The following is a 25,709-nucleotide window of genomic DNA, read 5'->3' as shown; positions in this document are numbered from 1 at the left end:
GCGATGAGAGGAGATCCGATGGCTGCGATGAAACCCCGCACTGGTGATGGTCCGCTTGAAACTGAGCGCTCTAATCATGGAACTATTTTGCGTATTCCGCTAGAAGGTGGCGGGCGTATGGTACTTGAACTGAATGATACCGAGTTGTGCGCTCTGTCTGAGGTTGTGTGCGAGGCTGTTGAACGCCTAGATAATTAACGAGTCTGCTCAAAATAAGCGGCTACGTGCACAGCAGACATCTATATCGCACTGCTGTGCACGTAGCCGCTTTTTTAGCCTGTATTATTCTTCCGAAAGGTAGGGTTCGGCCAATTTGTTAAGCTTCATAGCCAGCTCTTCTGGGTTTTTGCCCTGGGCGGCGGCCGCATACCCTACCAGGAACGCGGTCAATGGGGCTCCCGGGCGGGATGGGCCGTGAGCAACAGTGGAGATGAGCTTCAGTAATGGCCTCTTAGTGGCGTCAATGAGTGCCGGATCCAATCCGAGCTCTTCGTTGACTACTGCCAGCCAGGCTTCCATTTTTGCCATGACTTCTGGATCGTCTTTGCGTGCCATGTGTATCTCCTAGGATTGCTTTTTGTTGTTGAGCTGATTGGCTTTTGATTCGTTTAGCCACAGCTGCATTTCTTCGGCAACGGCTTCGCGGATCATGGTTCGTGGATCTAGCTGGGAGGGGTTAAGATCGCCTAGTGTGGAGTTGAGATCTTTCACCCCGCTTGTGTCCATTGTGCGTAATTCTGCGGTGTATTCACGCATTTGAGCAGACCATCCGCGCATTTTCACAATTCCTTGTTGCAGCCAGACCATTGCTTGCGCTGCGCGAGATGGCCCAAGAACGATCACGCCTACGATGAGGACGATGATGAATTCTGTGCCGTTGATGCCGAACATGTTGTGCCTTCCCGCGTTTGCTCTACTCCTTCGGTGATGACGTTAGCATAGAGTGGAGTGCTCGCGTGCGGCGGAGGTAGATACGGCCGTCGTCGCTGAGTTTCGCAAGCTGCCACGGTGGAACGAGGCTCATGAACGTATTCATGGCACGTTCGGGGGAGGATTGCATATCGGTTTCTAGCCACGACGTGATGATAACCGCAGTGTTGTGGACTTGTTGTTCCGTTGCCATCGTAATCCACAGTGTGGTGAGTGGTTCTTCGTTGTATTTAACGAATTCCAGCACGTATTCGCGAATTGCTGAGCGAAAGTAGTCGGTGAGGTAGCCGAGCGTGGTTGATTCTGGTTTTTCTAAGAAGATGTGCCGGTAAATGTCTGCTTTGTTGCGTACTTGGTTCAGAAGATCGATATAGATGTCTCTCCAGTGAAGGAGATATTGGTTTGTTTCGTCGTGGACTAGGTGTGCGATGCGGGAAAAACTGGGTTCGATTTCTTCGATAAGGATATGTGCGAGGAATTCGGCGGGAGTTGATGCGTGTGCGTAGAAAGTTCCACGTGAAACTCCGGCTACTTTAGTTAGTTCCGCGATACTGATATCGTCTGGGCGGCGTTCTGCGGAGAGAGTCAGAATCGCGTCTTTGAGCGACATACGCGAGCGCAGGTAGCGTGGGTCTTGCGTATTTATCGACGACGGTGTCACGGGTTATCCTTCATTGATCGTTTTACTTGGGAAGATTATATAGGTAAATATGCAGTTCCCCTATATTTATTGTTGCAAAAGGTTGCTTTTTAGGCTTTACGTCCGTAGGCCGAAAGTTCTTTTCGAAACGCGATTGTTGCGTAAAAATATAGGTTTTTGCTTGACTTTCCTTGCATAAATACCAGGAGGTCTAGTTAGGGACTTTTATCCTATTGAACGGATGTTCATTACTTCTAGTATCGGCATTAAATGGAGGAAATATCTGCCCTCAACCGTAAACGAAGATAGGAGGTTCTCATGGTGAACAAAGCTGAGAATCGAGACGGTGCGTTCGATATTTCACGTCGATCATTCCTGAAGTGGTCCGGTGTGGCCGCGGGAAGCGCAACGCTTGTGGGAGCTGGAGGATCCGCCCTCATGGGTGCCTCCGCACAGGGTGCTCAGAAGAATGAATCGCAGGTTATCTGGTCTGCATGTACCGTGAACTGTGGTTCACGTTGCCCAGTGAAGCTTGAAGTAAAAGACGGAACCGTTGTTCGCGTATTGCCAGACGATTCCGGAACAAACGAACTTGGCGATCAGTCTGTTCGTGCATGTGTTCGTGGCCGTTCCATCCGCCACCGCATCTACAACCCAGATCGTTTAAAGAAACCACTGAAGCGCAAGGAAGGCACCAAGCGCGGCGAAGGCCAGTGGGAAGAGATTTCGTGGGAGCAGGCTCTTGACGAAATCGCCGCAAAGATGAAGGACATCAAGAAGAAGTACGGTAACGAAGCGTTCTACGTGAATTACGGTACCGGAACCCTCGGCGCGATCGTGTCCACGTCATGGCCACCAGATGCCACAGCATTCGCACGTTTGCTCAACTGCTGGGGCGGATACCTCGATCACTATTCGGATTACTCCACCACGGAAATCACCTCCTCCTACCCGTACTTCTACGGCGGCTGGAAGGGATCGAACTCGCTGGACGATGCTAAGAATGCCAAGCTCCAGGTCATGTTCGGTAACAATCCACTCGAAACCCGTATGTCTGGTGGTGGTCTCACATTCGTTACCCAGCAGACTCGTAAGAAGTCTCAGGTGCGCACGATCGTCGTCGATCCTCGCTACTCTGAAACCGCACTCGATCTCGCTGATGAATGGGTAGCACTCCGCCCAGGAACCGACGCCGCTCTCATCGCAGGCATGATCTGGGTTATGCTCAAAGAAAACCTGCACGATCAGGCATTCCTTGATAAGTACACCGTGGGCTTTGACGATGAGCACATGCCAGAAGGCGCCCCAGCACATGCTTCTTATCGTGCATACATCGAAGGTAAGAAGGACGGAGTCGAAAAGACTCCAGAATGGGCAGCTGATATCACCGGTGTTCCAGCCGCAACGATCACACGCCTCGCACGTGAAATTGCTGGCGCGAAGCCATGCGCAATCACCCAAGGTTGGGGCCCACAGCGCCATGCCAACGGTGAAAACACGGCACGTTCCATCTTCTTGCTCGCATGCGTCACCGGCAACGTCGGTATCGCAGGTGGCGGTAACGGCGCTCGTGAATCGTCGCCAGGCCTCCCACTGCCAAAGCTACTCACCGCGAACAAGCCAAACCCATCGATGAAGATCATCCCAGTATTCAGCTGGCTTGATGCCGTCGATCATGGCCCGAAGATGGATACCTTCAACGCTGGCGTTATGGAAAAGCCAGAAGAAGGCGTCCGTGACTTCAAAGTGCCAGTTGACGAAAACGGCAACCCAACCAACACTAAGCTTGAGGTTCCAATCAAGATGGTGTGGCAGTACGGCGGAAACTCGATCGTCAACCAGACTGGCGATAACAACAAGTCGGTTGAAATTCTGCAAGACGATTCCAAGTGTGAACTCATCGTCGATTGCGATATTCAAATGACAGTGTCCTGCCGTTACGCAGATTACGTGCTCCCAGGAACCTCGACCGCAGAAGAATTCGATCTGCACCCAGGTGAAAACGGAAGCCCAATGGCCTACGGCATTCTGTCCTCCCAGGCAATCAAGCCACTGTACGAATGCAAGGACGTCTACACGATCTGTTCCGAACTCGCGCAACGCCTCGGCGTCGAAGACGAATTCACTGAAGGAAAAGACCGCGAAGGCTGGTTGCGCGAAGCGATTGAAAAGGCACGCAAGAAGGATCCAGAACTTCCATCCTACGAAGAATGGAAGGAAATGGGCTTGTTCCGCAAGCTCGCTGGCCCAGTTATCGGCATGAAGGACTTCCGTGAAGATCCAGAAGCCAACCCACTGGATACGCCATCTGGAAAGATCGAAATCTACTCCCAGCGCCTCGAAAAGATGGCTGAAAAGTGGACCTTCGATGACTTCCGCGAATCCCGTGACGGCGACAAGCTCGTTCCGCTCCCAGAATACGTAGCAACGTGGGAAGGCGCGCTCGATGTTCGCGATAGCGATTACCCAATCCAGCTCATCGGACACCACTTCAAGGCCCGTACTCACTCCACTTACGGAAATGTGGATTGGCTGAAGGAAGCACACATCCAGACCATCTGGATCAACCCAATCGATGCGAAGGCACGCGGCATCAAGAACGGTGACGACGTATTCGCATACAACGAACGTGGAACCGTGCGCATCCCAGCCAAGGTCACTGAACGTATCGCACCAGGTGTGGCATCCCTGCCACAAGGTGCATGGTTCAACCCAGTGCCGGCCTCTGAAGTGGCTCCACCGGCCGGTGCAAACCAGAACCTTCCGGTTGATATTGGTGGTAACACCAACACGCTGTCGGCATTGCATCCATCCCCGTTGGCTCGCGGTAACGCAGTCCACACCATCGCTGTCCAGATCAAGAAGGCCTAGGAGAAGCAATCATGGCTGAAGATTTAACCAAAGAAGGCGCACAGTACGGCTTCCATTTTGATCAGTCGCTCTGCAATGGTTGCAAAGCCTGCCAGATCTCTTGTAAAGACAAGCACGATCTGCCAGTGGGCGTAACCTGGCGTCGCGTTGTGGAATACTCCGGCGGCAGCTGGAACGTTTCTGGCAACACGTTTGATCCAAACATTTTCGCATACTACACATCGATTTCCTGCAACCACTGTGAAAACCCAGTGTGTATGCAGGTGTGCCCAACCACGGCGATGACTCGCCGCCCAGACGGCACCGTGTACGTGGACGAATCGAAGTGTGTTGGCTGCCGTTACTGCCAGTGGGCTTGCCCTTACGGCGCTCCACAGCTCAACTCTGAAACCGGCCATATGTCTAAGTGTGATCTGTGCTACGACTACCGTTCAGAGGGTAAAGATCCAGCATGTGTATCCGCATGCCCATCCCGCGCACTCGATTGGGGCCCAATCGATGAGTTGCGTGAAAAGTACGGTGAAACCAGCTCGGTAGCACCGCTTCCTGACCCATCGATCACCAAGCCACACCTGGTTATTACACCTCACCGCGATGCTCAAGCGTGGGATGCCGGAACTGGCAAGATCACAAACCCGAAGGAGATCTGATGAATATCCACGAACTCCCAATGATTATCTTCACCGTCGTCGCACAGATGTCGGTTGGAGCGTTCTGGGCACTGGGTGCAATTCAGCTGCTGGGCCGCGCCCGCAAGATCTCTGTGCCGGCACTCGATCGCATCACTGACGTTGCCATGTACGCGGTTGGTCCGCTGCTGGTGGCAGGCTTCATCGCCGCGTTCTTCCACTTGAACGATCCGTTCCACGCGATCTACACGATGAACAACCTCGGTTCGTCGTGGCTGAGCCGCGAACTGTTGGCCGGTGTCCTCTTCGGTGGCTTCGGTGCTGCGTTCGCAATCGCGCAGTGGTTCGGCTGGTTCAGCCGTGGCCTGCGTGAAGTACTTGCGGTGCTCACCGCCCTGTCAGGCTTGTTCCTCATCGTGGCAATGGCCGGAGTCTACTACTCTACCGTGACCATCCCAGCATGGAACACCATCGCTGTTCCAGTGTTCTTCTTTGCCTCCGCGCTGTTCACCGGCCCACTCGCTGTGGCTGTGGCACTGCTGGTGGTATGGAGCAAGAACCCATTGGCAAAGTTTGGCAAGCATGAAGCCTCAGAATTCGATCAGGATTCTGTTACCTTGATGCGTTCGTCGCTTCAGTGGCTGACCGCCGTTGCTACGGCTGCCGGCGTGGTTATCTTCGTAACCTACCCGCTCTACCTGCTTACCCTGGCACAGGGGAACGATGCCGCACAGCACGTTGCCAGCGAAATTTCGTCCGGCTTCTTGATCGCACGGTTGCTGCTCTTGGGTGCTGCCATCGTGATCGCCGGCGTGTTCGCTTTCAATCAGGCTCGGCTTGCGGCAAGCCCACACAAGGTACTCATTATCCTGATCGTGGCAGCGTTCGTGCTGGCCGTGATCTCCGAATTCATGGGCCGTTCAATCCACTACGATGGGTTGTGGCGTGCGGGTATTAACACGTGGCAAACGATTGCTGGCTGATCTAGCAAGATAAAAGCGGCGTGGGCTGGGAAATCTTCATGCGTGAAGTTTCCCAACCCACGCCGCTTGGTTCAGGTGAACCGGGTAGAGTGAAGAAGGATTGTGAGGAGTTTTAACGTGCTTGATTTTCAGGATATTGATGCGTTTGCGGCGGCGTTTACGGTGTTGGGGCGGCTTCATGTGCAGCCGGCAGATCAGCAGACCCGCGCGCAGGTGTGTTCCATGCTTGATGAGTGGCCGCTGAGCCCGAGTGTATCGGAGCACACGGCTACGGGGCTGGAGTTGTTGCGTGAATCGGCGTTAGCTGAGGAGAGCGATTCTGACGTAGTGACGGATTACGATACGTTGTACGGCATTTCGGCAGGCGCGAAGGTTCCGCCGTTTGAATCGGTGCACCGTGGTGAAGATCGTTTGGTGTTCGATAAGCAGACGTTGGAAGTCCGCTCCGCATACGCCGAATTGGGGTTGCAGGCTCCGCGTTACAATGCGGAGCCTGATGATCACGTTGGGTTGGAGCTGGATTTTCTGGGCCGATGCTTGGACGCTCGGTTGAATGGGAATGCTCAGGCGTTCGATGCGGCGGTTACGTTTACGCGTGACCACGTTGAACAGTGGGCGCCTGCGATGTTGGAGGCTGCGTTTGAGCAGGCCACAACATCGTGGTTGAAGGGCGTTATCGCGTTGTCGCGTGGTGCGGTTGATTCGTGGATTGGCGCACTTAACGCGGATGCCTGATTCGTTAGTTCCGTTGTTGCGGTGGCTGGCGGCCCAAGATGAGGGGGCGTCGGTTATCGTCTCGTGCCCGAAGGCACCGCCAGTTCGCCCACGTCCGCGTGACGTGGCCGTAACGTGGGATACGTGCCTTGCGTCCGCGTCGTCTGGTACGGTTGCGCAGCTGTTAGCCGTGGGCGTGGATCACGTATACGTCAACCATTGCGGTTGCGCGGAGCAACGGTTCACGTCCTGGGAAAGTATCACCCCAGGCCGCGTCAGTATGTACGTACCGGGGCGCCGGTCGTTACGTTCGGGCGTATCCCTCCGGTTGACCGAGGTTCCGTTGCCGCGCCGCGCCGTGTTTGGTTTGGCGATTTCGGCACCTATTTCTTTTGACGACGACGATCAGGATCGCACCCTTCACTCCTTAGAAGTATTGGGGCTGGGTGAGGAGGCCAGCAGTCGCCTTACCGATCAGCCGCAGAGCCTAGTGTTGCAGGCGTCTGGCTGTACGATGTGCGGCGTGTGCGTGAAGGCGTGCCCGCATGATGCGTTGGCAATTGAGCCAGCAAAAGAAAATTCGACGTCACGCATGGCAGGTTCCCGCCTGATATATGCTGTAGATGCATGCCGCGGATGTAACCGGTGTATTGATTTGTGCCCGGTGAGCGCACTGGAATCGCATGGTCCAGAATCGTGGGAGAATGTGCGTGCTCGAACGCTTAGGGTACTTGCCCAGCAGGTTATGGCCACGTGTGAGAGCTGTGGCGCCCCTGTGCAGGATCCATCAAAGAGTTTGTGTGCGTTGTGCGAATACCGCCAAGAACACCCGTTTGAATCGGTGCCGTTGGATATGATGCGTCAGCTTCTTAAAGGAACATCCGCCTGAGGGATGACGCCACCTTTTGAAACATTGCAGGAACGCTAGTAGTGTCTTGATGTCACTACGACTGGAGGTAGCGTGGCTAATACTGGAAGAGATATGCCTGGCGCAGCCGATGCGGGACTTGTAGATCGGTTTGGCAGGTGTGCTACCGATCTTCGTGTGTCCTTAACTGATCGGTGCAATTTGCGTTGTCAGTATTGTATGCCTGAAGAGGGCTTGCCCTTGTTGCCGTTGACTAAAATTTTGACGGACGATGAGGTTATTCGTCTTGTTCGTATTGGCGTGGAGCGTTTGGGTATTTCCAAGGTGCGTTTTACGGGCGGCGAACCGTTGTTGCGTAAGGGGCTGGAGCGGATTGTTGAGGCTACGGCCCAGTTGCGTTCACCTGATCGTCCGGTTGATATTTCGCTCACTACGAATGCGTTGGGGCTGTCACATCGCGCACGTGCGTTGCGTGATGCGGGCCTAGATCGTGTGAATATTTCGTTGGATTCTGCCTCGCGTGAGGAGTATTTTGCGTTGAGCCGCCGTGATCGTTTCGATCACGTGTTAGAGGGTATTCGCGCGGCAGTCGAGGTTGGTTTCTCACCTGTGAAGATTAATGCCGTGGTGATGCCTGGCGTGAATGATCATTCTGTGGGCAAGCTACTGAGTTTGGCGTTGAGTTTGGGCGCCACGTTGCGTTTTATCGAATATATGCCGATTGGTCCGCAGGGTGAGTGGCAGCGCGATGAGGTGCTAACATCTGGCGCGATTATTGAGGCGCTTTCGCGTGATTTTGAGTTGAGTCCGTTCCCCGAATCAGTGCGGGGGAGTTCTCCTGCTGCGTTGTGGCATGTGGCGGCGGGTTCGTTTGAAGGCCAGGAGTTTCCTGCGGGGAGCGTTGGTTTTATCAGTTCGGTTTCGGAACCGTTTTGTTCGCAGTGCGATCGCACGCGTTTGACTGCGGAAGGATCGATTCGTTCCTGCTTGTTTAGCGATGAGGAACACGATTTGCGTGCGTTGTTGCGTGGGGGATATGACGACGAAGCCGTGGCTGATGCTTGGCGTTCTGCCATGTGGCATAAACCCGAAAGCCATGGGATTAACCGGGCAGATTTTGTGCAGCCTGCACGGAATATGAGTTCGATCGGCGGCTAAAAGCTTGCCGTGGAATAGAGGAGAAGAAAGGACCTACATGGTCACTGTTATTGTGCGTTATTTCGCTGGAGTGGCAGAATCTGCTGGGGTGAGTGAAGAGACCCTTCAAGTAGAGGCAGGGGCAGCTCTTGCTGACGTGATCGCAATCCTGGTGGAACGTCACGGCGAAATGTTTGGGATGGATCTTGCGGTGTGTGCACTCATGGTCAACGGCCAACGTTTCAATGAACACGATGTGTTGCCTGAAGCGTTGACCGTTGAGATTGATGCTCTTCCGCCGTTTGCCGGTGGGTGATTAGGCCATTCCGGACCACTGGGAGCTGCCGTCTGTGAATTCTTGTTTCTTCCAGACTGGCAGCTCCAATTTGATTCGTTCAACAAGATCTTCTACTGCACGGAATGATTCTTTGCGGTGATCGGAGCTGACGGCAACGCCGAGTGCAATATCGCCTACTTCTAGGTGGCCGTAACGGTGAATAACGGCGATCTTGTGCAGGCCGTGTTCAGTGGCAACCTTCCGGGCGATGCGTTGAATGATGCCGGTGGCACTTGGGTGGGCAGAGTAATCGATGCTCGTAACACCCTTGCGGTGATCATGGTTGCGTACGCGGCCGCAGAAACTGGTGATAGCGCCGGCAGCGTCACACGTAACCGATTCTTCGAGAGAAACCATATCGATCGGATTTTCCTGAACGTCAGCGATCATAACTTCGCCCAAGCCCTGGGACGGTTCGAAACTGTGCGCCAATTCGAGAGTGCGTTCCATGTGGTCACTGTGATGGTGGCTAGTGTGGTGGGTGTCATGATCGCCGTCGGCTAACTGATCCGCAAGGTGCGAGAACAAGCCAGAAATGATCGCGATACCTTCAGCAACGCCACCAGGAGAACCAGGAAGAGAAATGACAACACTGCGATCTTCGCCGTCGTCAATCACACCCGCAACGGAACGTGTCAGTGCGGATGTAGCCACCTTGGACTGTTCCCGAATCATTGCGGGGATACCCGGGATGTCATACGTGAGAATAGAAGAAATCGCTTGTGGAGTTTGATCGCGGCGCGTGATACCTGTACCGCCACTCGTAAGAATGATCTGGGCTCCGGCTTTCATGGCGTCATGGATTGCGCCCTGAACAGGCTCAATGCCGTCTGGAACCACACATGAGTACACAACCGAACCAAATTCGGCAAGAAGTTCTTGAGCTAGTGGGCCAGATCCGTCTTCTCGCACGCCACGGGAGACGCGATCGGAGACGGTGATAACAGCAAATTTTACGGCGTTTGGATTCATGCAATAAGTTTAGGTGAAAACGTTTACCGCGCAAATGGAGGAGAACCCGTGCGATATACGAGACATATTCGGCTAGCAAATTTTGGAGACGCTGGGCAGAGCGCGGTGGAATCCGCGCGTGTCCTGGTGATTGGCGCGGGAGGCTTGGGGTCCCCGGCACTCATGTACATGGCTGCGGCCGGGGTGGGCACATTAGGAATTGTGGACGATGACGTGGTGGATATTACTAATCTGCAACGCCAAGTGCTCCATTCCACTCCAGGACAGGGACGTCCCAAGGTAGAGACAGCCACGGAAGCGCTCACTGCGCTCAACCCGAACGTGACAATCGAAGCACACCAGTACCGGATCACGTCAGAAAATGCTGCGGATCTGGTGAATGCATACGATATCGTGCTCGATTGTTCAGATAACTTCGCTACCCGCTATCTGGTGAACAGTGCGTGTGAGGCTGCGGGCGTGCCGCATGTATGGGGTGCATTGATCGCTTATTATGGCCAGGTCAGTGTGTTCTTACACGATGGCGAAAGCCCTACGCTGGAAGATCTCTACCCTCAATCGGATGAGTACAATCAACTTCCGTCACCACAAGTGAAAGGCACGTTTGGTCCCGTATGTGGCATGGTTGGATCCTTGATGGCCGTTGAGGCTATCAAGATTCTTACTGGGGTAGGTAAGATTATGAGCGGGCGCGTTGCCTTGTTTGATGCGTTTGGCGGGCAGATGCGCACGATTCCGATCACAAAACGCCATAATTCAGGAGCATGAAGATCATGAAGACTGTTGAAGAACATTACAATGACGTGCTGAAGTTGGGGAAACCAACGGCCCCTGTCAGCATCGATTTGTGCCATATTCAGGGTCATGTTCTTGCCGAAAACATTATGGCTAAGTGTGCTATTCCGCCGTTTACGAATTCTGCGATGGACGGGTTTGCTGTTCGTGCAACGGACGTGGTTGCGAACACTCCGCTCATTGTGATTGACGATGTCCCGGCTGGTGGCATCTCAGAAAAAACGGTGGAACCGGGTACGGCTATTCGTATTATGACGGGTGCTCCGCTTCCAGCAGGTGCTGATTCTGTACTCAAGGTAGAAGATACAGAAAACGGAATGGCGAATATGGCGGCTGTTCCGCCGATCTCCGTGACACCGACCGCAGAGGTAAAACAGGGGACGAACGTGCGCCACGCGGGTGAAGATACCCAGGTTGGCGATTTAGTATTTACGCCTGGAACTATTCTGACTCCAGCTCACGTGTCTGCTCTCTCCGCATTGGGATATGGCAGTGTACAGGTGTACCGCCAGCTCACAGTGGGTATCTTGGCAACAGGAAAAGAATTGAAAGCAGCGGGCGAACCGCTAGAACCAGGAACGATTCCTGATTCGAATTCTTACCTGGTCAGTGGGCTCTGCCAGAACGCTGGAGCACGCACCAAAACCGTGTCACTCCACAGCGATGAACCAGAAGATTTCACTCGTGCTTTTTCACAGCTGGCATCGTCCTGCGATCTGATCGTCACCACAGGTGGAGTGAGTGCGGGCGCCTTCGATGTTGTGAAAAGCATGTTGAAAGAACACGGTGTTCACTTCGATAAAGTGGCCATGCAACCAGGGAAACCGCAAGGATACGGAACGTTCAACGGAACTCCAGTTCTCTGCCTACCAGGAAACCCTGTGAGCGTGTTCGTATCGCTTCATCTTTTTGCGCTCCCGTTACTGAAGAAGATGCATGGCCAAATTCCTGTGGCTTACGCCAACCGGTTCACTATCGGAATCGCGGGGGATACCTGGAAGCATAAGACTGGACGCGATCAGTTCCTCCCAGCGAAACTTGGTGCCGCCGGAGTTATACCAGCCTCTGCAGGCGGATCCGGGTCTCACCTTGTAGGTAGCCTGCCACGAGCACAATTCCTGGCACTGACTCCATCGGAGAAGCCGGTTGTGCTTCCAGGCGATACTGTGCAGATCCTGCCATTTCTCTAAAAATCTATAAGGACTTGATCATGACAGACATGTCGTTTACCCACCTCAATAACGCCGGGCACGCTTACATGGTTGACGTGACGGCAAAACAACCAACCGTGCGTGAAGCTACCGCAATCGGCAAGGTTCTCTGCTCACCAACCGTTCTGCAGGCGCTCAAAGACGGTACAGTCCCGAAAGGAGACGTGCTTGCTGTTGCCCGCATCAGCGGTATCCAGGCCGCCAAGCGAGTCCCAGAGCTTCTTCCGCTTGCGCACACGATCGGCGTTCACGGCGTGGCATTGGATGTGACGTTAGAAGACGATCACGTAGCCTTGCGTGCCACTGTTCGAACCGCAGACCGCACAGGCGTGGAAATGGAAGCCCTCACTGCAGTGAATGTGGCGGCGCTCGCGGTTGTTGACATGGTGAAGGGCGTTGATCGCAGTGCTGAAATCACCGAATGCAAGATCATCCACAAATCGGGTGGCCGATCTGGTGATTGGCACCGTGACGCTTAACGAGCTGGCAACCAGACGTTTTACTGCCGTGCAACAGGGGAGTGGGATATGACCTTGCCGTGGCGCAACGTGAGGATCGAATCGGCCATATCGGTGGCGTCCACGATATCGTGAGTCACGATCACTGCGGTCACTCCCGCCTGTGTCAGCCGCTCACGCAACTGGATGCGTAAAGCATCCGTGGTGGTTTCATCAAGTGCTGCAAACGGTTCGTCTAACAGCACCACATCTGGGCTAATGGCCATCGCGCGGGCAAGGGCAACACGTTGCCCTTGCCCGCCAGAAAGCTTAGTGGCAGCGGCATAAGCGTGGTCTGCCATGCCAACCAACGCCAGTTCGCTCAGTGCCTGGCGGCGGGCAGCTGCCCGTGAATAACCGGCGCAACGTAAGCCGAACTCCACATTCTCCACCACGTTCAGATGTGGAAACAGTAGAGGGCTCTGCAAGAGTGTGACTATTCGCGGTGAGGCAGGAGAGAACGATACCGTGCCCGTTGATGCCGGAATCGTTCCCGATATCAGCCCCAACAGGGTCGATTTACCCGACCCATTGGCGCCCATCACAGCAACCACACTCCCGGCAGGAATCTGTGCACGTATCGCCACATTCCGCTCTGCTACATCAGCATTCACCGAAATTTGCGGAGCATGGATGTGGCGAGTAGGAAGAAGAACGTCGTTGTCAATCCTCACCTCACGGCGGAACTTGCCAAACCATGCCCACGGAACCACACTCACACTCGCGATCCCCAACATCATGCCAGCCAAGGCAATCAGCACAACAGCCAACGCAAGCGCCTGATCCGTATCCATCTCACGCTGTAAATAAATTTGAAGGGGCATCGTGCGAGTCACGCCCTGAAGCGAACCCGCGAACGTCATCGTTGCGCCAAATTCGCCCAACGCCCGCGAAAATGCGAGCGCCACTGCAGAAATCAACGCCGGAAACAATACAGGTAAAGACACCCCAAAAAACGTACGAGTACGCGACGCACCTAACGAACGCGCCGTTACCTCATACGAATCACCCGCAGCACGCACCGCAGATTCAAACGACATCACCAAAAACGGCATCGCCACAAAAACCTGCGAAAAAATAACCGCAACCGTACTAAAACTAATCTCAATTCCCGCAAACTCCAGATAGTGGCCAAGTAACCCCATCCGGCCCCAGGTCAGCAACAACGCCAACCCCGCCACCACAGGAGGCAACACCATCGGAAGCAACACGAGCAGGCGCATAGCCCGTGCCCACCAGCGATCAGTTTTCGCCAGCACAAACGCCAACGGAACACCAATCACAGCCGTAACGGTAGTGGACACGAGGCACGTACGCACAGATAACCACAAAGCGTCACGTGAATCTGGCGCGCTGATCAATGCGCCGAAATCAGACCACGGGGTACGCCACGCCACCGCAAACAATGGGACCACCAAGAATCCCAGCGCGATCACGGCCGGGGCCAGAAGCCACGGAGCATACGCCAACTGACGCTTGTGGAACATGGTTACTTACCCGCAATCGGGGCAGAAAAACCGAAATCAGCCAGCTTTTTCTGGCCAGCATCGCTCATCACCGCGTCAATAACGGCCTTCGCTGCCTTCGCATTCTTAGCCTTCGATGCGACAGCAATCATGTACTTGTTGACCACCTTATCGGCCTGATCGATCTGAATCACCGACACCTTATCACCCGCCAGCATCGCGTCCGTACGGTACACCAGGCCGGCGTCAGCTTCACCGCTAGTCACTTTGCCCAAGACTGACGTGACGGATTGTTCTTCCGACGCGGGAGCCAACGTCACGTTGTTCAGTTCGGCCAGCTGGGCGGTTGCGGAACCACACGGAACTTCAGGAGCACACACCACCAGGCGCTTACCATCCAACGAACCGTCCGTAAAACCCGTAACCTTGCCAGGATTATCCTTCGGAACAACCATCACCAATGTGTTCGTTGCAAACATCACCGGATCTGTGACCAAACCCTTATCCAGCGCCTTCGTCATATTCTTCTGATTCGCAGTCAACAACACGTCAGCCGGAGCACCGCCAGCCATCTGGTCAACTAATCCAGACGAACCATCAAAATTGAATGTGGTAGAAATATGCGGAGCCTGCTCCTGCATCAACTCCGGAAGCACAGTATTCAGCGAGGCGGCGGCGAAAATCGTAGCCTCGGCATCGGTCTTCTTCTCCGCCGTAGGGGAACCAGCGCACCCCGCAACCATAAGACAACTCACCACACCTGCCACACCGCGAGACAACTTCATAACAAACCTTCCAACCGGGACAACATATCCCAACCACCCTACAAACACCCGGAAAAACAACCAAAACTACCCGACAAGTGTGAAATAGAAATCCCGCTAATGCAGGAGGCGCCATCTACACGTTAGTATATGTGAGCCGGTCAAAAACCAACCAAGGAGAAACCATGAAGCCGTCACACCTCGTCGTCGTTATCTTCGTCCTCATCATCATCTTCGGAGCCTCCAAACTCCCATCCATCGCAAAATCCATCGGACAAAGCGCCAAAGTCCTCAAGAAAGAAATGAAAGAACTCCAAGACGACGTCCAACCAGAGGCCATCGAAGAATCCGATAAAGGCAACGAAACCAAGTAACAACCCATGAAGAATCCAGAAGCACGCATGGGCATCTTCGCTCACATACGCGAACTGCGCAAACGCCTTATCCTGGCGCTTCTTGGCATCATCATCGGAACCGTACCCGGATGGTATCTGTACGATCCCGTGATGAGGTTCATCCAAGAACCAATCCGGCAAGCCAACAAGGCAGAACTTGGCCTGAACTTTCAGACCATCGGCGCAGCATTCGATCTTAAATTCACCGTTGCTATCTGGATCTCTATCCTCATCACCAGCCCATGGTGGATCACCCAACTCGGGCTTTTTATTGCTCCCGCGCTCAAGCGAAAAGAAAAAATCTATGTTGTTGTGTTCGGCATCGTAGGAGTGATCCTCTTCGCAAGCGGGGCCGCCAGTGGCGTATGGATGGCGCCGCGAGCCGTAGAAATCCTCCAATCCTTCGTGCCAGAAGGAGCCGTATCGCTCCTGCAAGCCAACGCATACGTCACGTTCTATATGCGCTTGGTGATCGCCTTCGGTATCTCGTTCCTCATCCCAGAATTCCTGGTTGTTCTCAACTTCCTTGGAATACTCTCCGCACGCACCATGATCCTTGGATGGCGCTGGGCCACCGTGATCGCTTTTATCTTCGCGGCGATCGCCAACCCGCTCCCAAGCCCGTGGCCAATGATCGTGCAAGCCCTGTTCCTTTTGCTCCTCTACCTGATTGCTGTATTTATTTCGTGGATACGTGATCGGAGCGTGGCCAAGAAACTGAAGAAGGCAGGGCTGGCTGCCTGAGCCGCTAGTTCTTTACAGAAACTAAAAGCCCATCGCCAACCGGCAGGAGCGACGTTGTGAGGCTGTCAGATTCTTGAAGTAACTTGCCCAAGTTTCGCATGGCCACCGTATGATCGTCACGGCGGGCCGGATCCGCTACGCGGTCACGGTAGAGCGCATGGGCCACAACCAAGATACCGCCAGTGCGCAACATGCGCAGGGCCTCAACAACATCGCCTTCAGCTTCTAGTGGATCACCATCTACCAAGACCAGATCGTAGGACGCCGACGCGAGGCGCGGAAGGATATCCGCGCTCCGGCCGTTGATCAGCCGATAACGGCCAGAGCGAACACCCGTGGCAGCAAAATTCTGCCGGGCCATGTTTTGAGCTTCAGAATCAACATCAATACTGGTGATCTGTGAATCCTTTGTGCCTGCCAACAGGTAGAGGCCACTAACACCTGTACCAGTGCCGATATCAGCAATCACCTTGGCACCCTTTGCTGAACACAGCAAGGATAAGAAATGCCCGGTAGCAGTACTGATAGGTTCAATCCCCAATTCGGCAGCCTGAAGGCGGGCCTGATTCGTATACATGTTGTCAGATGCAAACGTTTCAGCGTACACCCACGATTGCGCTTTTTCGATGCTCATCTTCCGTAAACTTCTCCCCTAAAGAGGTGCGACGCCAAGCGACTTACCGGAAAGCCCACGGGCTCTGTGGCCCAACTTTTCAGCAATCGCATGGATAGCCTCGTGAGCAGCGGATTCAACATCCTGGCTTGCCAATGGAACGCCGGCATCTCCGCCTTCGCGCAGTGGCTGTTCCAATGGAATCTGGCCTAGCAACGGCACATCGTAACCCAAAATGTAGGATAGTTCGCTGGCAACCTTCTTGCCGCCACCGGAACCGAAGATATCCATCTGGGTGCCATCTGGCATGGTCAGGTAGGACATGTTTTCGATAACGCCAACCACGCGTTGATCAGTTTGCTTTGCCATCATGCCGGCGCGTTCAGCAACATCTGCTGCTGCCACCTGCGGGGTGGTGACCAGGACAATTTCCGCATTCGGAATCAACTGAGCAACCGAGAGCGCAATATCGCCGGTACCCGGCGGAAGATCGATCAAGAGAACATCCAGATCGCCCCAGTACACGTCAGAGAAGAACTGTTCGAGTGCACGGTGAAGCATTGGGCCACGCCAAACAACAGGAATGTTTTCTTCCATGAACATACCGATAGAAATGGTCTTCACATCGTGAGCCACTGGAGGGATGATCATCTTGTCAACAACCTGTGGCGGCACATCTACACCCATCATGTGTGGGATAGAGAAGCCATAAATATCGGCATCAACCACGCCAACTTTCAAGCCTTGACGTTGCATTGCCGTAGCCAAGTTGACTGTCATAGATGATTTACCAACGCCGCCCTTACCAGAGGAGATGGCGTACACGCGGGTGAGTGAACCCGAATCAGAGAATGGGTTGTGGCGTTCTGGGGTGCCACCGCGCAAGGTCTTCTTCATCTCTGCTTTTTGTTCATCAGACATGACGCCCATAACCACATTCACGCCAGTAACGCCTTCGACGGCAGAAACTGCGGCGGTCACATCCGTGGTGAGCTTCTCACGCAACGGGCACCCGGCGGTGGTGAGATCAACGCCAACGGTAACAAGACCAGAATCATCGACGTCTACAGAGCGAACCATACCGATTTCCGTAATCGGCCGTTTAATTTCAGGATCATATACGCCTGCGAGGGCTTCATTAATCTTTTCAAGGGAAATAGTCATGAGGTCTAGTCTACCTTCTTTTCAGGTGTATCAATTTGTGTTAAAAGTTCATCAATCTTGGCTTCGAGCACGGCAATATGAGCGTCTTTGGCTTCAAGTTTTTCTGTAAGCTCCGCATCGGTTTCGCGGTAGATCTCCAGTTGATCGCGAATTTCTGAGCGAACGAAATCACGGGTGGCGATTTCATTCAATGCCAAACGCAGCGATGCGATTTCACGCGTGATGTATTCGGTATCCGCCAAGTTGCGTTCCGCGGTGAAACGATCCTGTTGTGCGGTCACACGGTCACGATCATCTTGCCTGTTTTGTGCAAGAAGAATCAGCGGAGCTGCATAAGAGGCTTGAAGCGACAGCATCAGCGTGAGCGCGGTGAAGCCCAGTTCTGCCGAATCGAAGCGCAACGAATCAGGCCCCCACGTGTTCCACGCTAACCACAGAGCGACGAAGATCGATAAGTAGACCAAGAATTGAGGCGTGCCAGAAAAGCGTGCGATACGTTCAGAAACAACACCAATTGCATCCGAATCCCAGCGGGCCTTCTTAATACGCCGTGAGCGCTTGTCCGATGGCTCGTCAAAATTTGCCATTAGGCATCCACCTCCTCATCATCATGGTTATGTTGAGCATCAACTGCTTCATCCAGTTCGATTTCATCTGCTTCACGCCAATCGTCAGGAAGCAAGTGATCCAAGACGTCATCAACAGACACAGCGCCAACAAGCATATCGTCTGCTAACACGGGCAGCGCAGTTAAGTTATAAGTTGCGAGCAGACGCGTGATCGTTCCGATGCCGTCATCAGGGGAGAGGTTTTCCACCTGCTCCACGATTCCGCCGATCATGTTTGACGGCGGTTCGCGCAAGGCGCGTTGTAGATGGACGACGCCGATGTAGCGGCCTGTTGGAGATTCGTGCGGAGGCCTAGTGACAAAGATGATCGACGCCAGTGCCGGCGGTAATTCTGGCCGGCGGGCTTGCGCAAGTGCCATCGCAACAGAGGCATCTGGAGGCAAAATGATCGGATCGGTTGTCATCAAACCACCGGCGGAACGTTCAGAATAACTCATCAACCGGCGGACGTCACGAGCGTCTTCTGGTTCCATGCGTTCAAGCAACGCTTCAGCTTGAGCAACTGGCAGTTCGTTCACCAAATCGGCCGCGTCATCAGGCTGCATGACTTCCAAAACGTCCGCAGCACGTTCGACGTCGAGGGACTCCATAATGGCAACACGATCGTCGTCACCCAATTCTTCCAACACGTCTGCCAAACGTTCATCGGACAATTCGCGCGCAACTGCAAGCAAACGATCCTCAGGCAAATCGCGCAAAATATCGGCCACATCAGGAGCTTTCAAACCAGAAATCTGCGCCAACAAGGCAGTAGCGCCCTGGTTCGATACCTTCGTAGCCAAACCGCGCACGGCAGACGTTGGAATCAGCAGAGTGTTTCCCGCATCCTTCGCACCGCGCCCCATACGCACGTACAAGGTAGTGACGCGCCATTCGCGCGCGCGAGTCTGCTCAATCGCAAGATCTTCAACTTCAGCTAATTCGCCAGACTCAATAATCGTGACCTGGCGATCAAGCAACTCACCAACAGCCATCGTTTCCACTGGGCGTTGGTTAAACCGGCGCATGTTCACCAAACCTGTGGTGATCACTTGGCCGTTAGCCATCGACGTGACCCGGGTAAGCGGCACGAACACGCGCCGCTTACCCACCACGTCAACCGTTAGCCCCACTGCCAGCGGGGCCCCACGTAATCGGAAAACCACAACGACATCGCTCACCTTGCCAACACGATCACCGATCGGGTCAAAGACGTCTGCTCCTGCAAGACGCCCAACAAAAACGCGAGACGGCCCATGAGTGCCCATATTTCACTCTCCTGTTCGTCGTGGCGGAGATCCGCCGTGTGGTTAAGCTGTACGGCTTACTGTGCGAGGCGCGCCATCCATGCCTCAATATCATCGGCCGTACGTGGAATATGTTCAGAAATACGTACAGCGCCCTTGGCTGTGATGACCACGTCATCTTCAATTCGAACGCCGATTCCACGGAATTCTTCTGGAACCTTCAGATCGTCTTCACGGAAATACAATCCAGGCTCAATAGTGAATACCATACCTTCTTCCAGTACAGCATCCTGATAAAGTTCACGCTTAGCTTGTGCGCAATCGTGAACATCAAGGCCCAAGTGATGCGATGTGCCGTGAGGCATCCACCGGCGGTGATACTGGTTTTCTGGTAGCAACGATTCTTCTGCAGTGACCGGCAAGATGCCCCAGTTCTCCAAGTGGCGTGCGATCACAGTCATAGCTGCTGCGTGCACATCACGGAAACGAACGCCTGGCTGTGACGCCACTTCGAGTGCATAATCGCATGCCTCCAACACGGCGTCATACACCTTGCGCTGGGTTGGAGAGAACGTGCCAGAAACAGGCAACGTACGGGTGATATCCGCGGTGTAGAGCGAATCTACTTCAGCTCCTGCATCGATCAACATCAACGTGCCATCTTCCAACGGGCCATCATTCTTGATCCAGTGCAACGTGTTTGCGTGGTTGCCGGCAGCAGCGATCGTGTCATAGCCCAAACCGTTACCTTCTTCGCGAGCCTTCGCAAAGAACGCGCCTTCAATCACACGCTCACCACGCCAGTGCGTACGAGCACGTGGGAACGACGCAACCACGTCGTCGAAACCAGCGGCGGTGACATCCACTGCCTTCTGCATTTCACGAATTTCGTATTCGTCCTTAATCAAACGCATCTCAGACGCAGCCTCGGCCAACTGAGCGTTGATTGCCTCTGCGCTCTCTACCAAGCCATTTTCCTGACGCAACTCTTCAACCAAAGCTTCCACGGACGCATCTGAACCGGGAACCACGCGAATCGTCACTTCGCCCAAATCCTTCGCAAGAGCATCACGAAGCGAATCAATATGCGAAACTTTCAAACCCGTGAGAGTAGACATCTCCTGAGCAGACAAGCGAGCACCCACCCAAAACTCACCGTGGCGCGAATCCGCATAAAACTCTTCAGACGAACGCGGTGCGCGCGGATGGAAATACAACACAGCTTCGTGCGTAGCCTCCGCAGTGCGCTCCTCATCCGCAAGCGGTTCAAGAACAAGAACAGCGCCTGGTTCGTCTTCGCCACCAAGCCCAGTCAAATGTGCGAACGCAGAATGCGCGCGGAAACGATAATCCGTATCGTTAGAACGAACCTGAAGATCACCTGCAGGGAAAACTAAACGTTCGCCAACAAACTGCGAACCTAGTGTGAGATGGCGAGCAGGAAGGTAATCTGCTACTTCACCACGCTGCGGACCCGCCGGGCGAGTGCCCCAATCTTCGCCGATGAAAGAACGAAACTGATCGCTCTGCGGACGCTGCGTGCGGTTGTGCGCACGCTCTTCTAACGTTTGTTTTTCATCACTCATACTTTCCATTATCCCACTAAAGATGGCGGAGGCTAAACTCGGCAGAGATCTGTGACCATATAGAGGGTGAGGCGGGGAGTAGGATGGAAACATGATGATCGATTTACACACCCACACCACGTGTTCTGATGGCACAGATTCTCCAACAGAACTCATGAAGAAAGCGTGCGAGGTAGGAATCGACGTTATAGGACTCACCGATCATGACACCGTATCCGGATGGGAAGAAGCTAGCATAGCGGCGCGTGCGAATAACATCCGGCTTGTGCGCGGAATGGAAATCACCGCAACGTGCCATGGAGTGCGTGTACACATCTTAGGCTACTTGTTTAATTCAGAAGACAACAAAGTGCAAGACCACATCAGATCTGTGCGCGAATCACGCGAAGGCCGGGCGCGGGCTATCACCGAACGCCTTGCAGCCGATTTTCCTGTGACATTTGAGGACGTCATGCGCCAAGCCGCTCCAGGCGCTACCCTTGGCCGTCCACACATCGCCGATGCTCTGGTAGAAAAAGGAATCCTAGCCAATCGTTCTGAAGCGTTTGAACAGGTGCTGGCCACGTCGTCGCCTTACTATGTGGAACAATACGCGCCAGACGCGCGTGCGGTTGTGGAATTTATCCATGCTGCCGGTGGGAAAACCGTGTGGGCACACCCCAAAGCCATGAAACGCGGGACAGTTGCCCCCGATCGTGCCTACCGTGAATTAGCTGAAGCAGGATTGTTTGGAATTGAAGTAGATCACCGTGACAATCCTGCCGATACACGGCAGTTTCTGACTGATATTGTTAATGCGTATGGGCTTGCGCGATTCGGGTCATCGGATTATCACGGACGTGGCAAGCCTAATAAACTTGGAGAAAACACAACATCCCCCGATGCCTATCGGGCGCTTATTGACGGGACTTTTGCGGAGGTTATCTAGTGACATTTGATACGGCGTTATTCGTCTCGGCATTCGCAACATTGTTTGTGATTATTGACCCGCCGGGAAACCTGCCGATCTTTTTGGCTCTCACATCGAAAGCATCGGAACGAAATCGTCGCAGGATCGCATTCCAAGCAAACTTTATTGCGGGAATCTTGCTCCTGCTCTTTGGCTTCTTTGGGTTTAGCGTTTTTAATGCACTTGGAATTTCTGCTCCAGCGCTCCAACTTTCTGGCGGTTTGCTGTTGTTACTGATTGCGTTGCAGTTGCTCACCGGCCAAGAACAAGATCCGGGGGAGTCCGATGGCGATCTGCATGTGGCTATGGTTCCGTTGGGTATGCCATTGTTGGCAGGCCCTGGTTCCATTGTGGCGTTCATGTTGCTGATCGATGAGGCTGGCCACGATTGGATGCGGATCGTCACTACAGTTTTGGGTTTGATCTGTGTACTCTTCATTTCGTGGCTTACGATGCGTTTTGCCAACCCGATTCTCAAGCTTCTTGGTGAATCTGGCATTATGCTTCTCACTAGGCTTTCGGGCATGTTACTGGCCGCAATCGCCGCTCAGCTGATGATTAACGGTATCGTCTCTGTGGTTACTACACACTTTGGTGGATGAGGTGCCTCCAACCCGAGTATAAGTAGACGCCACTAACATTCCCGCCTAGCAGTGCTAGGCGGGAATGTTAGATCAACAATCAGCCGGATTCTTTCGGATTCGGCGGCGTTGGCGTGGCTTGCGCTGATCTTCAGTGGTTTCTTTAGGGGAACGGCGTTCGTTGCGGCCCTTGTTCTGATGGGGCTGGCTGCCGTTACGATCGCGTTTGCTACGGCCACGGTTCTGATTCCTGTTACGGCCGCGCCCTGCGCTTCGGCCGGTTTCACCTAGATCTTCAAGCTTTTCAGCATTCAAACCTTCGCGGGTGCGCTGAGCTTTTGGCAGACGGCCCGTGACGTCGGTTGGGATATCCAGATCTGTGTAGAGATGATCGGAGGTGTGGTAGGTTTCCACAGGTTCAGGCATACCCAGGGAGAGCAGCTTGTTGATGACCGCCCACTTGGGTGTATCTTCCCAATCAACAAACGTGATAGCAGTACCTGAATGTCCTGCACGGCCGGTGCGGCCGATCCGGTGCACGTACGTTTTTTCATCTTCAGGCGCTTGATAGTTGATGACGTGGGTGACGTTATCGACGTCAATACCACGCGCAGCAACATCCGTTGCCACCAGCACATCAATCTTTCCGTGGCGGAATGCGCGCAGTGCTTGTTCGCGGGCGCCCTGGCCAAGATCGCCGTGGAGTGCGCCTGTGGCAAAGCCACGTGCGGCCAGATCTTCAGCAACGCGGGCGGCGGTGCGCTTGGTGCGCGTGAAGATGATGGTGAGCCCACGGCCGCGTGCCTGCAAGATACGGGCCAACACTTCAATCTTGTTGAGTGCGTGTGCGCGGTAGACAACCTGGCGTACGGATTGCACCGTAGTTGATTCATCGTCATGCGCTTGGGCACGAATGTGGGTTGCGTGGCTCATGTACCTGCGTGCCATCGCAATCACAGGGCCTGGCATGGTTGCTGAGAAGAGCATGGTATGCCGGGTTGGAGGGGTGGCGCTAAGGATCTTTTCTACGTCTTCAAGGAATCCAAGATCAAGCATTTCATCGGCTTCATCCAACACAACTGCGCGGACAGCGCCAAGATTGAGGGTACGATGCTTCATCAAATCGATGAGGCGGCCTGGGGTACCTACAATAATTTCAGCGCCCTTTTCTAGATCTTTGATCTGAGGTTCGTAGGCGCGCCCACCGTAGACTTCCACGATGCGGATGGATCGATTCTTGGCGGCATCGCGAAGATCTTGCGCAACTTGCTTGGCTAGTTCGCGGGTTGGTACAACTGCGAGACCTTGTGGGGCGCCTGGATGAGCGAGCGCATCAAACCCGGGTTCGCTAGGGCCGATGCAGCGTTCAATCATGGGGATTCCGAATCCGAGTGTTTTTCCGGTACCAGTTTTTGCTTGGCCGATAATATCGGAGCCTTTCAGCGCAACTGGGAGCGTGAGCGCCTGGATAGGGAAGGGATGGCTGATGCCCTTCGCTGCAAGAGCATCCACGATTGGCGCGGATACTCCGTAATCAGCGAAGGTTTTTTCTTCGAGGTTAAGATCTTTCCCAGCCGCTTCAATATCTGCGGCTGGTTCGTTGTGGGTTGGTACGGATGCGCGTGATGTATCCGCAATTCCTGACGTCTGAGTCATACCTATGCTTTCTTTGGTCAGCTTCTTATCTATTTACGCGAAGCCGAAACCGACGCGCCGTTGTGGCGCTCCTGATACTTGGACGTAGCCCAAAGCATCTGCAGGGACGAATACTGTTTCGTTATCAGAGCTGGTTAACACAAGCGGTTTGTGGGTTGCTAAAGCATCGGTGACGTGGGCGTTGAGTTCTTCGGTGGTCATATCCACACTAATGTTCACGGTTCCGGCAACGTCACGGATTCCAATTGTAATATCCAAGGCTAGTCCTTTCTTTCCATTGTGAATTCTACAGTTCACCTCCCACACTTTTCAGGTGACACAAGCGAAGAATCGCGCAGGGCGTAGTTTTAGTGGGATTTTGTGGCCAGGGTGACGATTTCAACCAGCAGTGTTCCCCAGATAAGGCCGACGACGGCGGAGGCGCCCGTATCTGCTAACCAGGCTACAAAACTACCTGCCGCATGATGGAGAGGAGTGATGAGGTGATGAAGCGTATTGAGCGGCCAGGTGACGTGAAGTTCAGCCAGTTGAGCAATAATGATGTGACCACCAACCCACAACATGGCGATCGTTCCTACAACGGTCAAGATTCGCATTACCCACGGCATAGCGGCTAGCAATGCACGCCCCAGAATCTGAGCGCTACGTGAGGTTTTCTGGGAAAGTGCCAGACCGGCGTCGTCGGTTTTAACAATCAACGCAACCACACCGTAGACCAACGCAGTAATAAGGGACGCAACTAGAAGAAGAATTGCTAACTGGTGCCAAAGGGATGAATCCGAAACTTCATTTAACGCAATGACCATAATTTCGGCAGATAAAATGAAATCGGTGCGAACTGCTTGCGAAACGATCGTGTCTTCTGCGTCTGCACCCGATGCGATCGCAGGTTTTTCCGCCGAATGCCCCGCAAGCCGTTCAACTATCTTGTGCGCGCCCTCAAAACACAAATAACTACCACCCAGAATCAACAAAAACGGAAGCGCCCACGGAGTAAACGTTGCAAGAAGAAGCGAAGCCGGGAGAATAAACACAATCTTGTTTCGCAGCGAACCCTTGGTAATCCGCCAAATAATCGGAAGTTCGCGCTGGGGCGAAAGGCCTCCAACGTATTGTGGGGTAACGGCGGCGTCATCGATAATGACACCCAACGTTTTGGTGCTGGCGCGTGAAGCTCCGGCGGCGATGTCGTCAAGTGACGCGGAAGCGGCTTTCGCGAGCGCGGCAACGTCATCAAGTAATGCAATAAGCCCACCGGCCATAAATCCTCCCTAAAAAGATGTCTGGTAACGATCGTACGTGAGGTGACACGAAAATGTGTGGGAGGTACACGATACAGTTAGAACACAACG

29 protein-coding genes are annotated in these 25,709 nt (G+C 53.9%); 15 read left to right on the top strand and 14 right to left on the bottom strand.

All coding sequences use genetic code 11. The features are described from left to right. Positions 1 to 18: 18 nt before the first annotated feature. Positions 19 to 198 (top strand): DUF3117 domain-containing protein, encoded by a 180-nt coding sequence (locus ARCH_RS06345; protein WP_013170457.1) that lies wholly within the window; start codon positions 19 to 21, stop codon positions 196 to 198. Between the two features lie 84 nt (positions 199 to 282). On the opposite strand, the gene ARCH_RS06340 is transcribed toward ARCH_RS06345, so the two are convergent. From ARCH_RS06340 to ARCH_RS06330, 3 genes are read right to left on the bottom strand one after another with little or no spacing between them, the layout of a single operon-like run. Beyond that, positions 283 to 555: a DUF6457 domain-containing protein gene (locus ARCH_RS06340; RefSeq protein ID WP_013170456.1), complete on the bottom strand. Its 273-nt coding sequence runs from the start codon at positions 553 to 555 to the stop codon at positions 283 to 285. Between the two features lie 9 nt (positions 556 to 564). Continuing rightward, on the bottom strand, positions 565 to 891 hold the full coding sequence (locus ARCH_RS06335) for a hypothetical protein (RefSeq protein WP_013170455.1): 327 nt from the start codon (positions 889 to 891) through the stop codon (positions 565 to 567). Between the two features lie 22 nt (positions 892 to 913). Beyond that, complete coding sequence (locus ARCH_RS06330; protein WP_013170454.1) at positions 914 to 1,591, bottom strand: TetR/AcrR family transcriptional regulator; 678 nt, start codon at positions 1,589 to 1,591, stop codon at positions 914 to 916. Between the two features lie 297 nt (positions 1,592 to 1,888). Between ARCH_RS06330 and ARCH_RS06325 the strand changes: the two genes are divergently transcribed. The 7 genes from ARCH_RS06325 to ARCH_RS06295 all read left to right on the top strand — a co-directional run bounded on the left by ARCH_RS06325 (position 1,889) and on the right by ARCH_RS06295 (position 9,088). Then, entirely contained in the window at positions 1,889 to 4,441 is a 2,553-nt protein-coding gene (locus ARCH_RS06325; RefSeq protein ID WP_013170453.1) for a DMSO/selenate family reductase complex A subunit, read from the top strand. A gap of 11 nt (positions 4,442 to 4,452) precedes the next feature. Beyond that, positions 4,453 to 5,091, top strand: coding sequence for a DMSO/selenate family reductase complex B subunit (locus tag ARCH_RS06320; RefSeq protein ID WP_013170452.1), 639 nt, complete (start codon positions 4,453 to 4,455; stop codon positions 5,089 to 5,091). Then, positions 5,091 to 6,053: a dimethyl sulfoxide reductase anchor subunit family protein gene (locus ARCH_RS06315; RefSeq protein WP_013170451.1), complete on the top strand. Its 963-nt coding sequence runs from the start codon at positions 5,091 to 5,093 to the stop codon at positions 6,051 to 6,053. Before ARCH_RS06320 ends, ARCH_RS06315 begins: the two co-directional genes overlap by 1 nt. Before the next feature lie 117 nt (positions 6,054 to 6,170). Further along, on the top strand, positions 6,171 to 6,788 hold the full coding sequence (locus ARCH_RS06310) for a TorD/DmsD family molecular chaperone (RefSeq protein ID WP_013170450.1): 618 nt from the start codon (positions 6,171 to 6,173) through the stop codon (positions 6,786 to 6,788). After that, on the top strand, positions 6,781 to 7,656 hold the full coding sequence (locus tag ARCH_RS06305) for a 4Fe-4S dicluster domain-containing protein (protein WP_013170449.1): 876 nt from the start codon (positions 6,781 to 6,783) through the stop codon (positions 7,654 to 7,656). Before ARCH_RS06310 ends, ARCH_RS06305 begins: the two co-directional genes overlap by 8 nt. Positions 7,657 to 7,749: 93 nt before the next feature. Then, on the top strand, positions 7,750 to 8,793 hold the full coding sequence (gene moaA, locus ARCH_RS06300) for a GTP 3',8-cyclase MoaA (protein ID WP_041640397.1): 1,044 nt from the start codon (positions 7,750 to 7,752) through the stop codon (positions 8,791 to 8,793). A 37-nt stretch (positions 8,794 to 8,830) separates the two neighbouring features. Further along, positions 8,831 to 9,088, top strand: a complete 258-nt coding sequence (locus tag ARCH_RS06295) for a MoaD/ThiS family protein (protein ID WP_013170447.1) — start codon at positions 8,831 to 8,833, stop codon at positions 9,086 to 9,088. On the opposite strand, the gene ARCH_RS10350 is transcribed toward ARCH_RS06295, so the two are convergent. After that, positions 9,089 to 10,081, bottom strand: coding sequence for a molybdenum cofactor biosynthesis protein MoaE (locus tag ARCH_RS10350; protein ID WP_013170446.1), 993 nt, complete (start codon positions 10,079 to 10,081; stop codon positions 9,089 to 9,091). Between the two features lie 48 nt (positions 10,082 to 10,129). On the opposite strand from ARCH_RS10350, the gene ARCH_RS06285 reads away from it, so the two are divergent. The 3 genes from ARCH_RS06285 to moaC are packed head-to-tail and all read left to right on the top strand — an operon-like array spanning position 10,130 to position 12,566. Beyond that, positions 10,130 to 10,849: a HesA/MoeB/ThiF family protein gene (locus tag ARCH_RS06285; RefSeq protein WP_013170445.1), complete on the top strand. Its 720-nt coding sequence runs from the start codon at positions 10,130 to 10,132 to the stop codon at positions 10,847 to 10,849. After that, the gene (locus ARCH_RS06280) at positions 10,846 to 12,066 is read left to right on the top strand and encodes a molybdopterin molybdotransferase MoeA (RefSeq protein ID WP_231958010.1); all 1,221 of its coding nucleotides are present in this window, start codon (positions 10,846 to 10,848) and stop codon (positions 12,064 to 12,066) included. The genes ARCH_RS06285 and ARCH_RS06280 overlap by 4 nt, the downstream gene beginning before the upstream one ends. 29 nt (positions 12,067 to 12,095) lie before the next feature. Continuing rightward, positions 12,096 to 12,566: a cyclic pyranopterin monophosphate synthase MoaC gene (gene moaC / locus ARCH_RS06275; RefSeq protein ID WP_041640942.1), complete on the top strand. Its 471-nt coding sequence runs from the start codon at positions 12,096 to 12,098 to the stop codon at positions 12,564 to 12,566. A gap of 20 nt (positions 12,567 to 12,586) precedes the next feature. On the opposite strand, the gene ARCH_RS06270 is transcribed toward moaC, so the two are convergent. Both ARCH_RS06270 and modA read right to left on the bottom strand, forming a co-directional pair. Further along, positions 12,587 to 14,071, bottom strand: coding sequence for an ABC transporter permease (locus ARCH_RS06270; RefSeq protein WP_013170442.1), 1,485 nt, complete (start codon positions 14,069 to 14,071; stop codon positions 12,587 to 12,589). Between the two features lie 2 nt (positions 14,072 to 14,073). Further along, positions 14,074 to 14,835, bottom strand: a complete 762-nt coding sequence (gene modA / locus ARCH_RS06265; protein WP_013170441.1) for a molybdate ABC transporter substrate-binding protein — start codon at positions 14,833 to 14,835, stop codon at positions 14,074 to 14,076. 164 nt (positions 14,836 to 14,999) lie between these two features. On the opposite strand from modA, the gene tatA reads away from it, so the two are divergent. Together tatA and tatC are read left to right on the top strand one after the other, a co-directional pair. Next, the gene (gene tatA / locus ARCH_RS06260) at positions 15,000 to 15,188 is read left to right on the top strand and encodes a twin-arginine translocase TatA/TatE family subunit (RefSeq protein WP_013170440.1); all 189 of its coding nucleotides are present in this window, start codon (positions 15,000 to 15,002) and stop codon (positions 15,186 to 15,188) included. Positions 15,189 to 15,194: 6 nt separating this feature from the next. Further along, complete coding sequence (gene tatC, locus ARCH_RS06255; RefSeq protein ID WP_231958012.1) at positions 15,195 to 15,953, top strand: twin-arginine translocase subunit TatC; 759 nt, start codon at positions 15,195 to 15,197, stop codon at positions 15,951 to 15,953. A gap of 4 nt (positions 15,954 to 15,957) precedes the next feature. Here the strand turns inward: tatC and ARCH_RS06250 are convergent, their stop codons facing one another. Genes ARCH_RS06250 through ARCH_RS06230 form a run of 5 tightly spaced genes read right to left on the bottom strand, consistent with a single transcriptional unit; the run spans position 15,958 to position 21,171 of the window. Then, positions 15,958 to 16,587: an O-methyltransferase gene (locus tag ARCH_RS06250; protein ID WP_013170438.1), complete on the bottom strand. Its 630-nt coding sequence runs from the start codon at positions 16,585 to 16,587 to the stop codon at positions 15,958 to 15,960. Between the two features lie 18 nt (positions 16,588 to 16,605). After that, positions 16,606 to 17,730 carry an Mrp/NBP35 family ATP-binding protein gene (locus ARCH_RS06245; protein ID WP_013170437.1) on the bottom strand — a complete coding sequence of 375 codons (1,125 nt, stop codon included), beginning with the start codon at positions 17,728 to 17,730 and terminating at the stop codon, positions 16,606 to 16,608. 5 nt (positions 17,731 to 17,735) lie between these two features. Then, a complete protein-coding gene (locus ARCH_RS06240; RefSeq protein ID WP_013170436.1) occupies positions 17,736 to 18,317 on the bottom strand; it encodes a DUF1003 domain-containing protein in 582 nt (193 codons plus the stop codon). Next, positions 18,317 to 19,606: a magnesium transporter MgtE N-terminal domain-containing protein gene (locus ARCH_RS06235; RefSeq protein WP_013170435.1), complete on the bottom strand. Its 1,290-nt coding sequence runs from the start codon at positions 19,604 to 19,606 to the stop codon at positions 18,317 to 18,319. The genes ARCH_RS06240 and ARCH_RS06235 overlap by 1 nt, the downstream gene beginning before the upstream one ends. A 56-nt stretch (positions 19,607 to 19,662) precedes the next feature. After that, complete coding sequence (locus ARCH_RS06230) at positions 19,663 to 21,171, bottom strand: aminopeptidase P family protein (RefSeq protein WP_013170434.1); 1,509 nt, start codon at positions 21,169 to 21,171, stop codon at positions 19,663 to 19,665. Between the two features lie 91 nt (positions 21,172 to 21,262). On the opposite strand from ARCH_RS06230, the gene ARCH_RS06225 reads away from it, so the two are divergent. Together ARCH_RS06225 and ARCH_RS06220 are read left to right on the top strand one after the other, a co-directional pair. Further along, positions 21,263 to 22,099, top strand: coding sequence for a PHP domain-containing protein (locus ARCH_RS06225; protein WP_013170433.1), 837 nt, complete (start codon positions 21,263 to 21,265; stop codon positions 22,097 to 22,099). Further along, positions 22,099 to 22,722: a MarC family protein gene (locus ARCH_RS06220; RefSeq protein WP_013170432.1), complete on the top strand. Its 624-nt coding sequence runs from the start codon at positions 22,099 to 22,101 to the stop codon at positions 22,720 to 22,722. The genes ARCH_RS06225 and ARCH_RS06220 overlap by 1 nt, the downstream gene beginning before the upstream one ends. A 72-nt stretch (positions 22,723 to 22,794) precedes the next feature. On the opposite strand, the gene ARCH_RS06215 is transcribed toward ARCH_RS06220, so the two are convergent. From ARCH_RS06215 to ARCH_RS06205, 3 genes are all read right to left on the bottom strand, one after another. Next, entirely contained in the window at positions 22,795 to 24,357 is a 1,563-nt protein-coding gene (locus tag ARCH_RS06215; RefSeq protein ID WP_013170431.1) for a DEAD/DEAH box helicase, read from the bottom strand. A 33-nt stretch (positions 24,358 to 24,390) separates the two neighbouring features. Continuing rightward, positions 24,391 to 24,615 carry a DUF3107 domain-containing protein gene (locus ARCH_RS06210; protein ID WP_013170430.1) on the bottom strand — a complete coding sequence of 75 codons (225 nt, stop codon included), beginning with the start codon at positions 24,613 to 24,615 and terminating at the stop codon, positions 24,391 to 24,393. Between the two features lie 89 nt (positions 24,616 to 24,704). Further along, positions 24,705 to 25,619, bottom strand: a complete 915-nt coding sequence (locus ARCH_RS06205) for a DUF808 domain-containing protein (RefSeq protein WP_013170429.1) — start codon at positions 25,617 to 25,619, stop codon at positions 24,705 to 24,707. Positions 25,620 to 25,709 lie beyond the last annotated feature (90 nt).

Origin of the sequence: Arcanobacterium haemolyticum DSM 20595 (assembly GCF_000092365.1) — a bacterium.
GTDB classification, from domain to species: domain Bacteria; phylum Actinomycetota; class Actinomycetes; order Actinomycetales; family Actinomycetaceae; genus Arcanobacterium; species Arcanobacterium haemolyticum.
The sequence above is the reverse complement of the archived record's forward strand: the minus strand, read 5'-3'. Positions and strand labels throughout refer to the sequence as shown.

Excerpts from the sequence above, each read along its gene's own strand:
- ARCH_RS06345 (WP_013170457.1), top strand. The coding sequence starts at position 19 with ATGGCTGCGATGAAACCCCGCACTGGTGATGGTCCGCTTGAAACTGAG.
- ARCH_RS06340 (WP_013170456.1), bottom strand. The coding sequence starts at position 555 with ATGGCACGCAAAGACGATCCAGAAGTCATGGCAAAAATGGAAGCCTGG.
- ARCH_RS06335 (WP_013170455.1), bottom strand. The coding sequence starts at position 891 with ATGTTCGGCATCAACGGCACAGAATTCATCATCGTCCTCATCGTAGGC.
- ARCH_RS06325 (WP_013170453.1), top strand. The coding sequence starts at position 1,889 with ATGGTGAACAAAGCTGAGAATCGAGACGGTGCGTTCGATATTTCACGT.
- ARCH_RS06320 (WP_013170452.1), top strand. The coding sequence starts at position 4,453 with ATGGCTGAAGATTTAACCAAAGAAGGCGCACAGTACGGCTTCCATTTT.
- ARCH_RS06315 (WP_013170451.1), top strand. The coding sequence starts at position 5,091 with ATGAATATCCACGAACTCCCAATGATTATCTTCACCGTCGTCGCACAG.
- ARCH_RS06305 (WP_013170449.1), top strand. The coding sequence starts at position 6,781 with ATGCCTGATTCGTTAGTTCCGTTGTTGCGGTGGCTGGCGGCCCAAGAT.
- moaA (WP_041640397.1), top strand. The coding sequence starts at position 7,750 with ATGCCTGGCGCAGCCGATGCGGGACTTGTAGATCGGTTTGGCAGGTGT.
- ARCH_RS06295 (WP_013170447.1), top strand. The coding sequence starts at position 8,831 with ATGGTCACTGTTATTGTGCGTTATTTCGCTGGAGTGGCAGAATCTGCT.
- ARCH_RS10350 (WP_013170446.1), bottom strand. The coding sequence starts at position 10,081 with ATGAATCCAAACGCCGTAAAATTTGCTGTTATCACCGTCTCCGATCGC.
- ARCH_RS06280 (WP_231958010.1), top strand. The coding sequence starts at position 10,846 with ATGAAGATCATGAAGACTGTTGAAGAACATTACAATGACGTGCTGAAG.
- moaC (WP_041640942.1), top strand. The coding sequence starts at position 12,096 with ATGTCGTTTACCCACCTCAATAACGCCGGGCACGCTTACATGGTTGAC.
- ARCH_RS06270 (WP_013170442.1), bottom strand. The coding sequence starts at position 14,071 with ATGTTCCACAAGCGTCAGTTGGCGTATGCTCCGTGGCTTCTGGCCCCG.
- modA (WP_013170441.1), bottom strand. The coding sequence starts at position 14,835 with ATGAAGTTGTCTCGCGGTGTGGCAGGTGTGGTGAGTTGTCTTATGGTT.
- tatA (WP_013170440.1), top strand. The coding sequence starts at position 15,000 with ATGAAGCCGTCACACCTCGTCGTCGTTATCTTCGTCCTCATCATCATC.
- tatC (WP_231958012.1), top strand. The coding sequence starts at position 15,195 with ATGAAGAATCCAGAAGCACGCATGGGCATCTTCGCTCACATACGCGAA.
- ARCH_RS06250 (WP_013170438.1), bottom strand. The coding sequence starts at position 16,587 with ATGAGCATCGAAAAAGCGCAATCGTGGGTGTACGCTGAAACGTTTGCA.
- ARCH_RS06245 (WP_013170437.1), bottom strand. The coding sequence starts at position 17,730 with ATGACTATTTCCCTTGAAAAGATTAATGAAGCCCTCGCAGGCGTATAT.
- ARCH_RS06240 (WP_013170436.1), bottom strand. The coding sequence starts at position 18,317 with ATGGCAAATTTTGACGAGCCATCGGACAAGCGCTCACGGCGTATTAAG.
- ARCH_RS06235 (WP_013170435.1), bottom strand. The coding sequence starts at position 19,606 with ATGGGCACTCATGGGCCGTCTCGCGTTTTTGTTGGGCGTCTTGCAGGA.
- ARCH_RS06230 (WP_013170434.1), bottom strand. The coding sequence starts at position 21,171 with ATGAGTGATGAAAAACAAACGTTAGAAGAGCGTGCGCACAACCGCACG.
- ARCH_RS06225 (WP_013170433.1), top strand. The coding sequence starts at position 21,263 with ATGATGATCGATTTACACACCCACACCACGTGTTCTGATGGCACAGAT.
- ARCH_RS06215 (WP_013170431.1), bottom strand. The coding sequence starts at position 24,357 with ATGACTCAGACGTCAGGAATTGCGGATACATCACGCGCATCCGTACCA.
- ARCH_RS06205 (WP_013170429.1), bottom strand. The coding sequence starts at position 25,619 with ATGGCCGGTGGGCTTATTGCATTACTTGATGACGTTGCCGCGCTCGCG.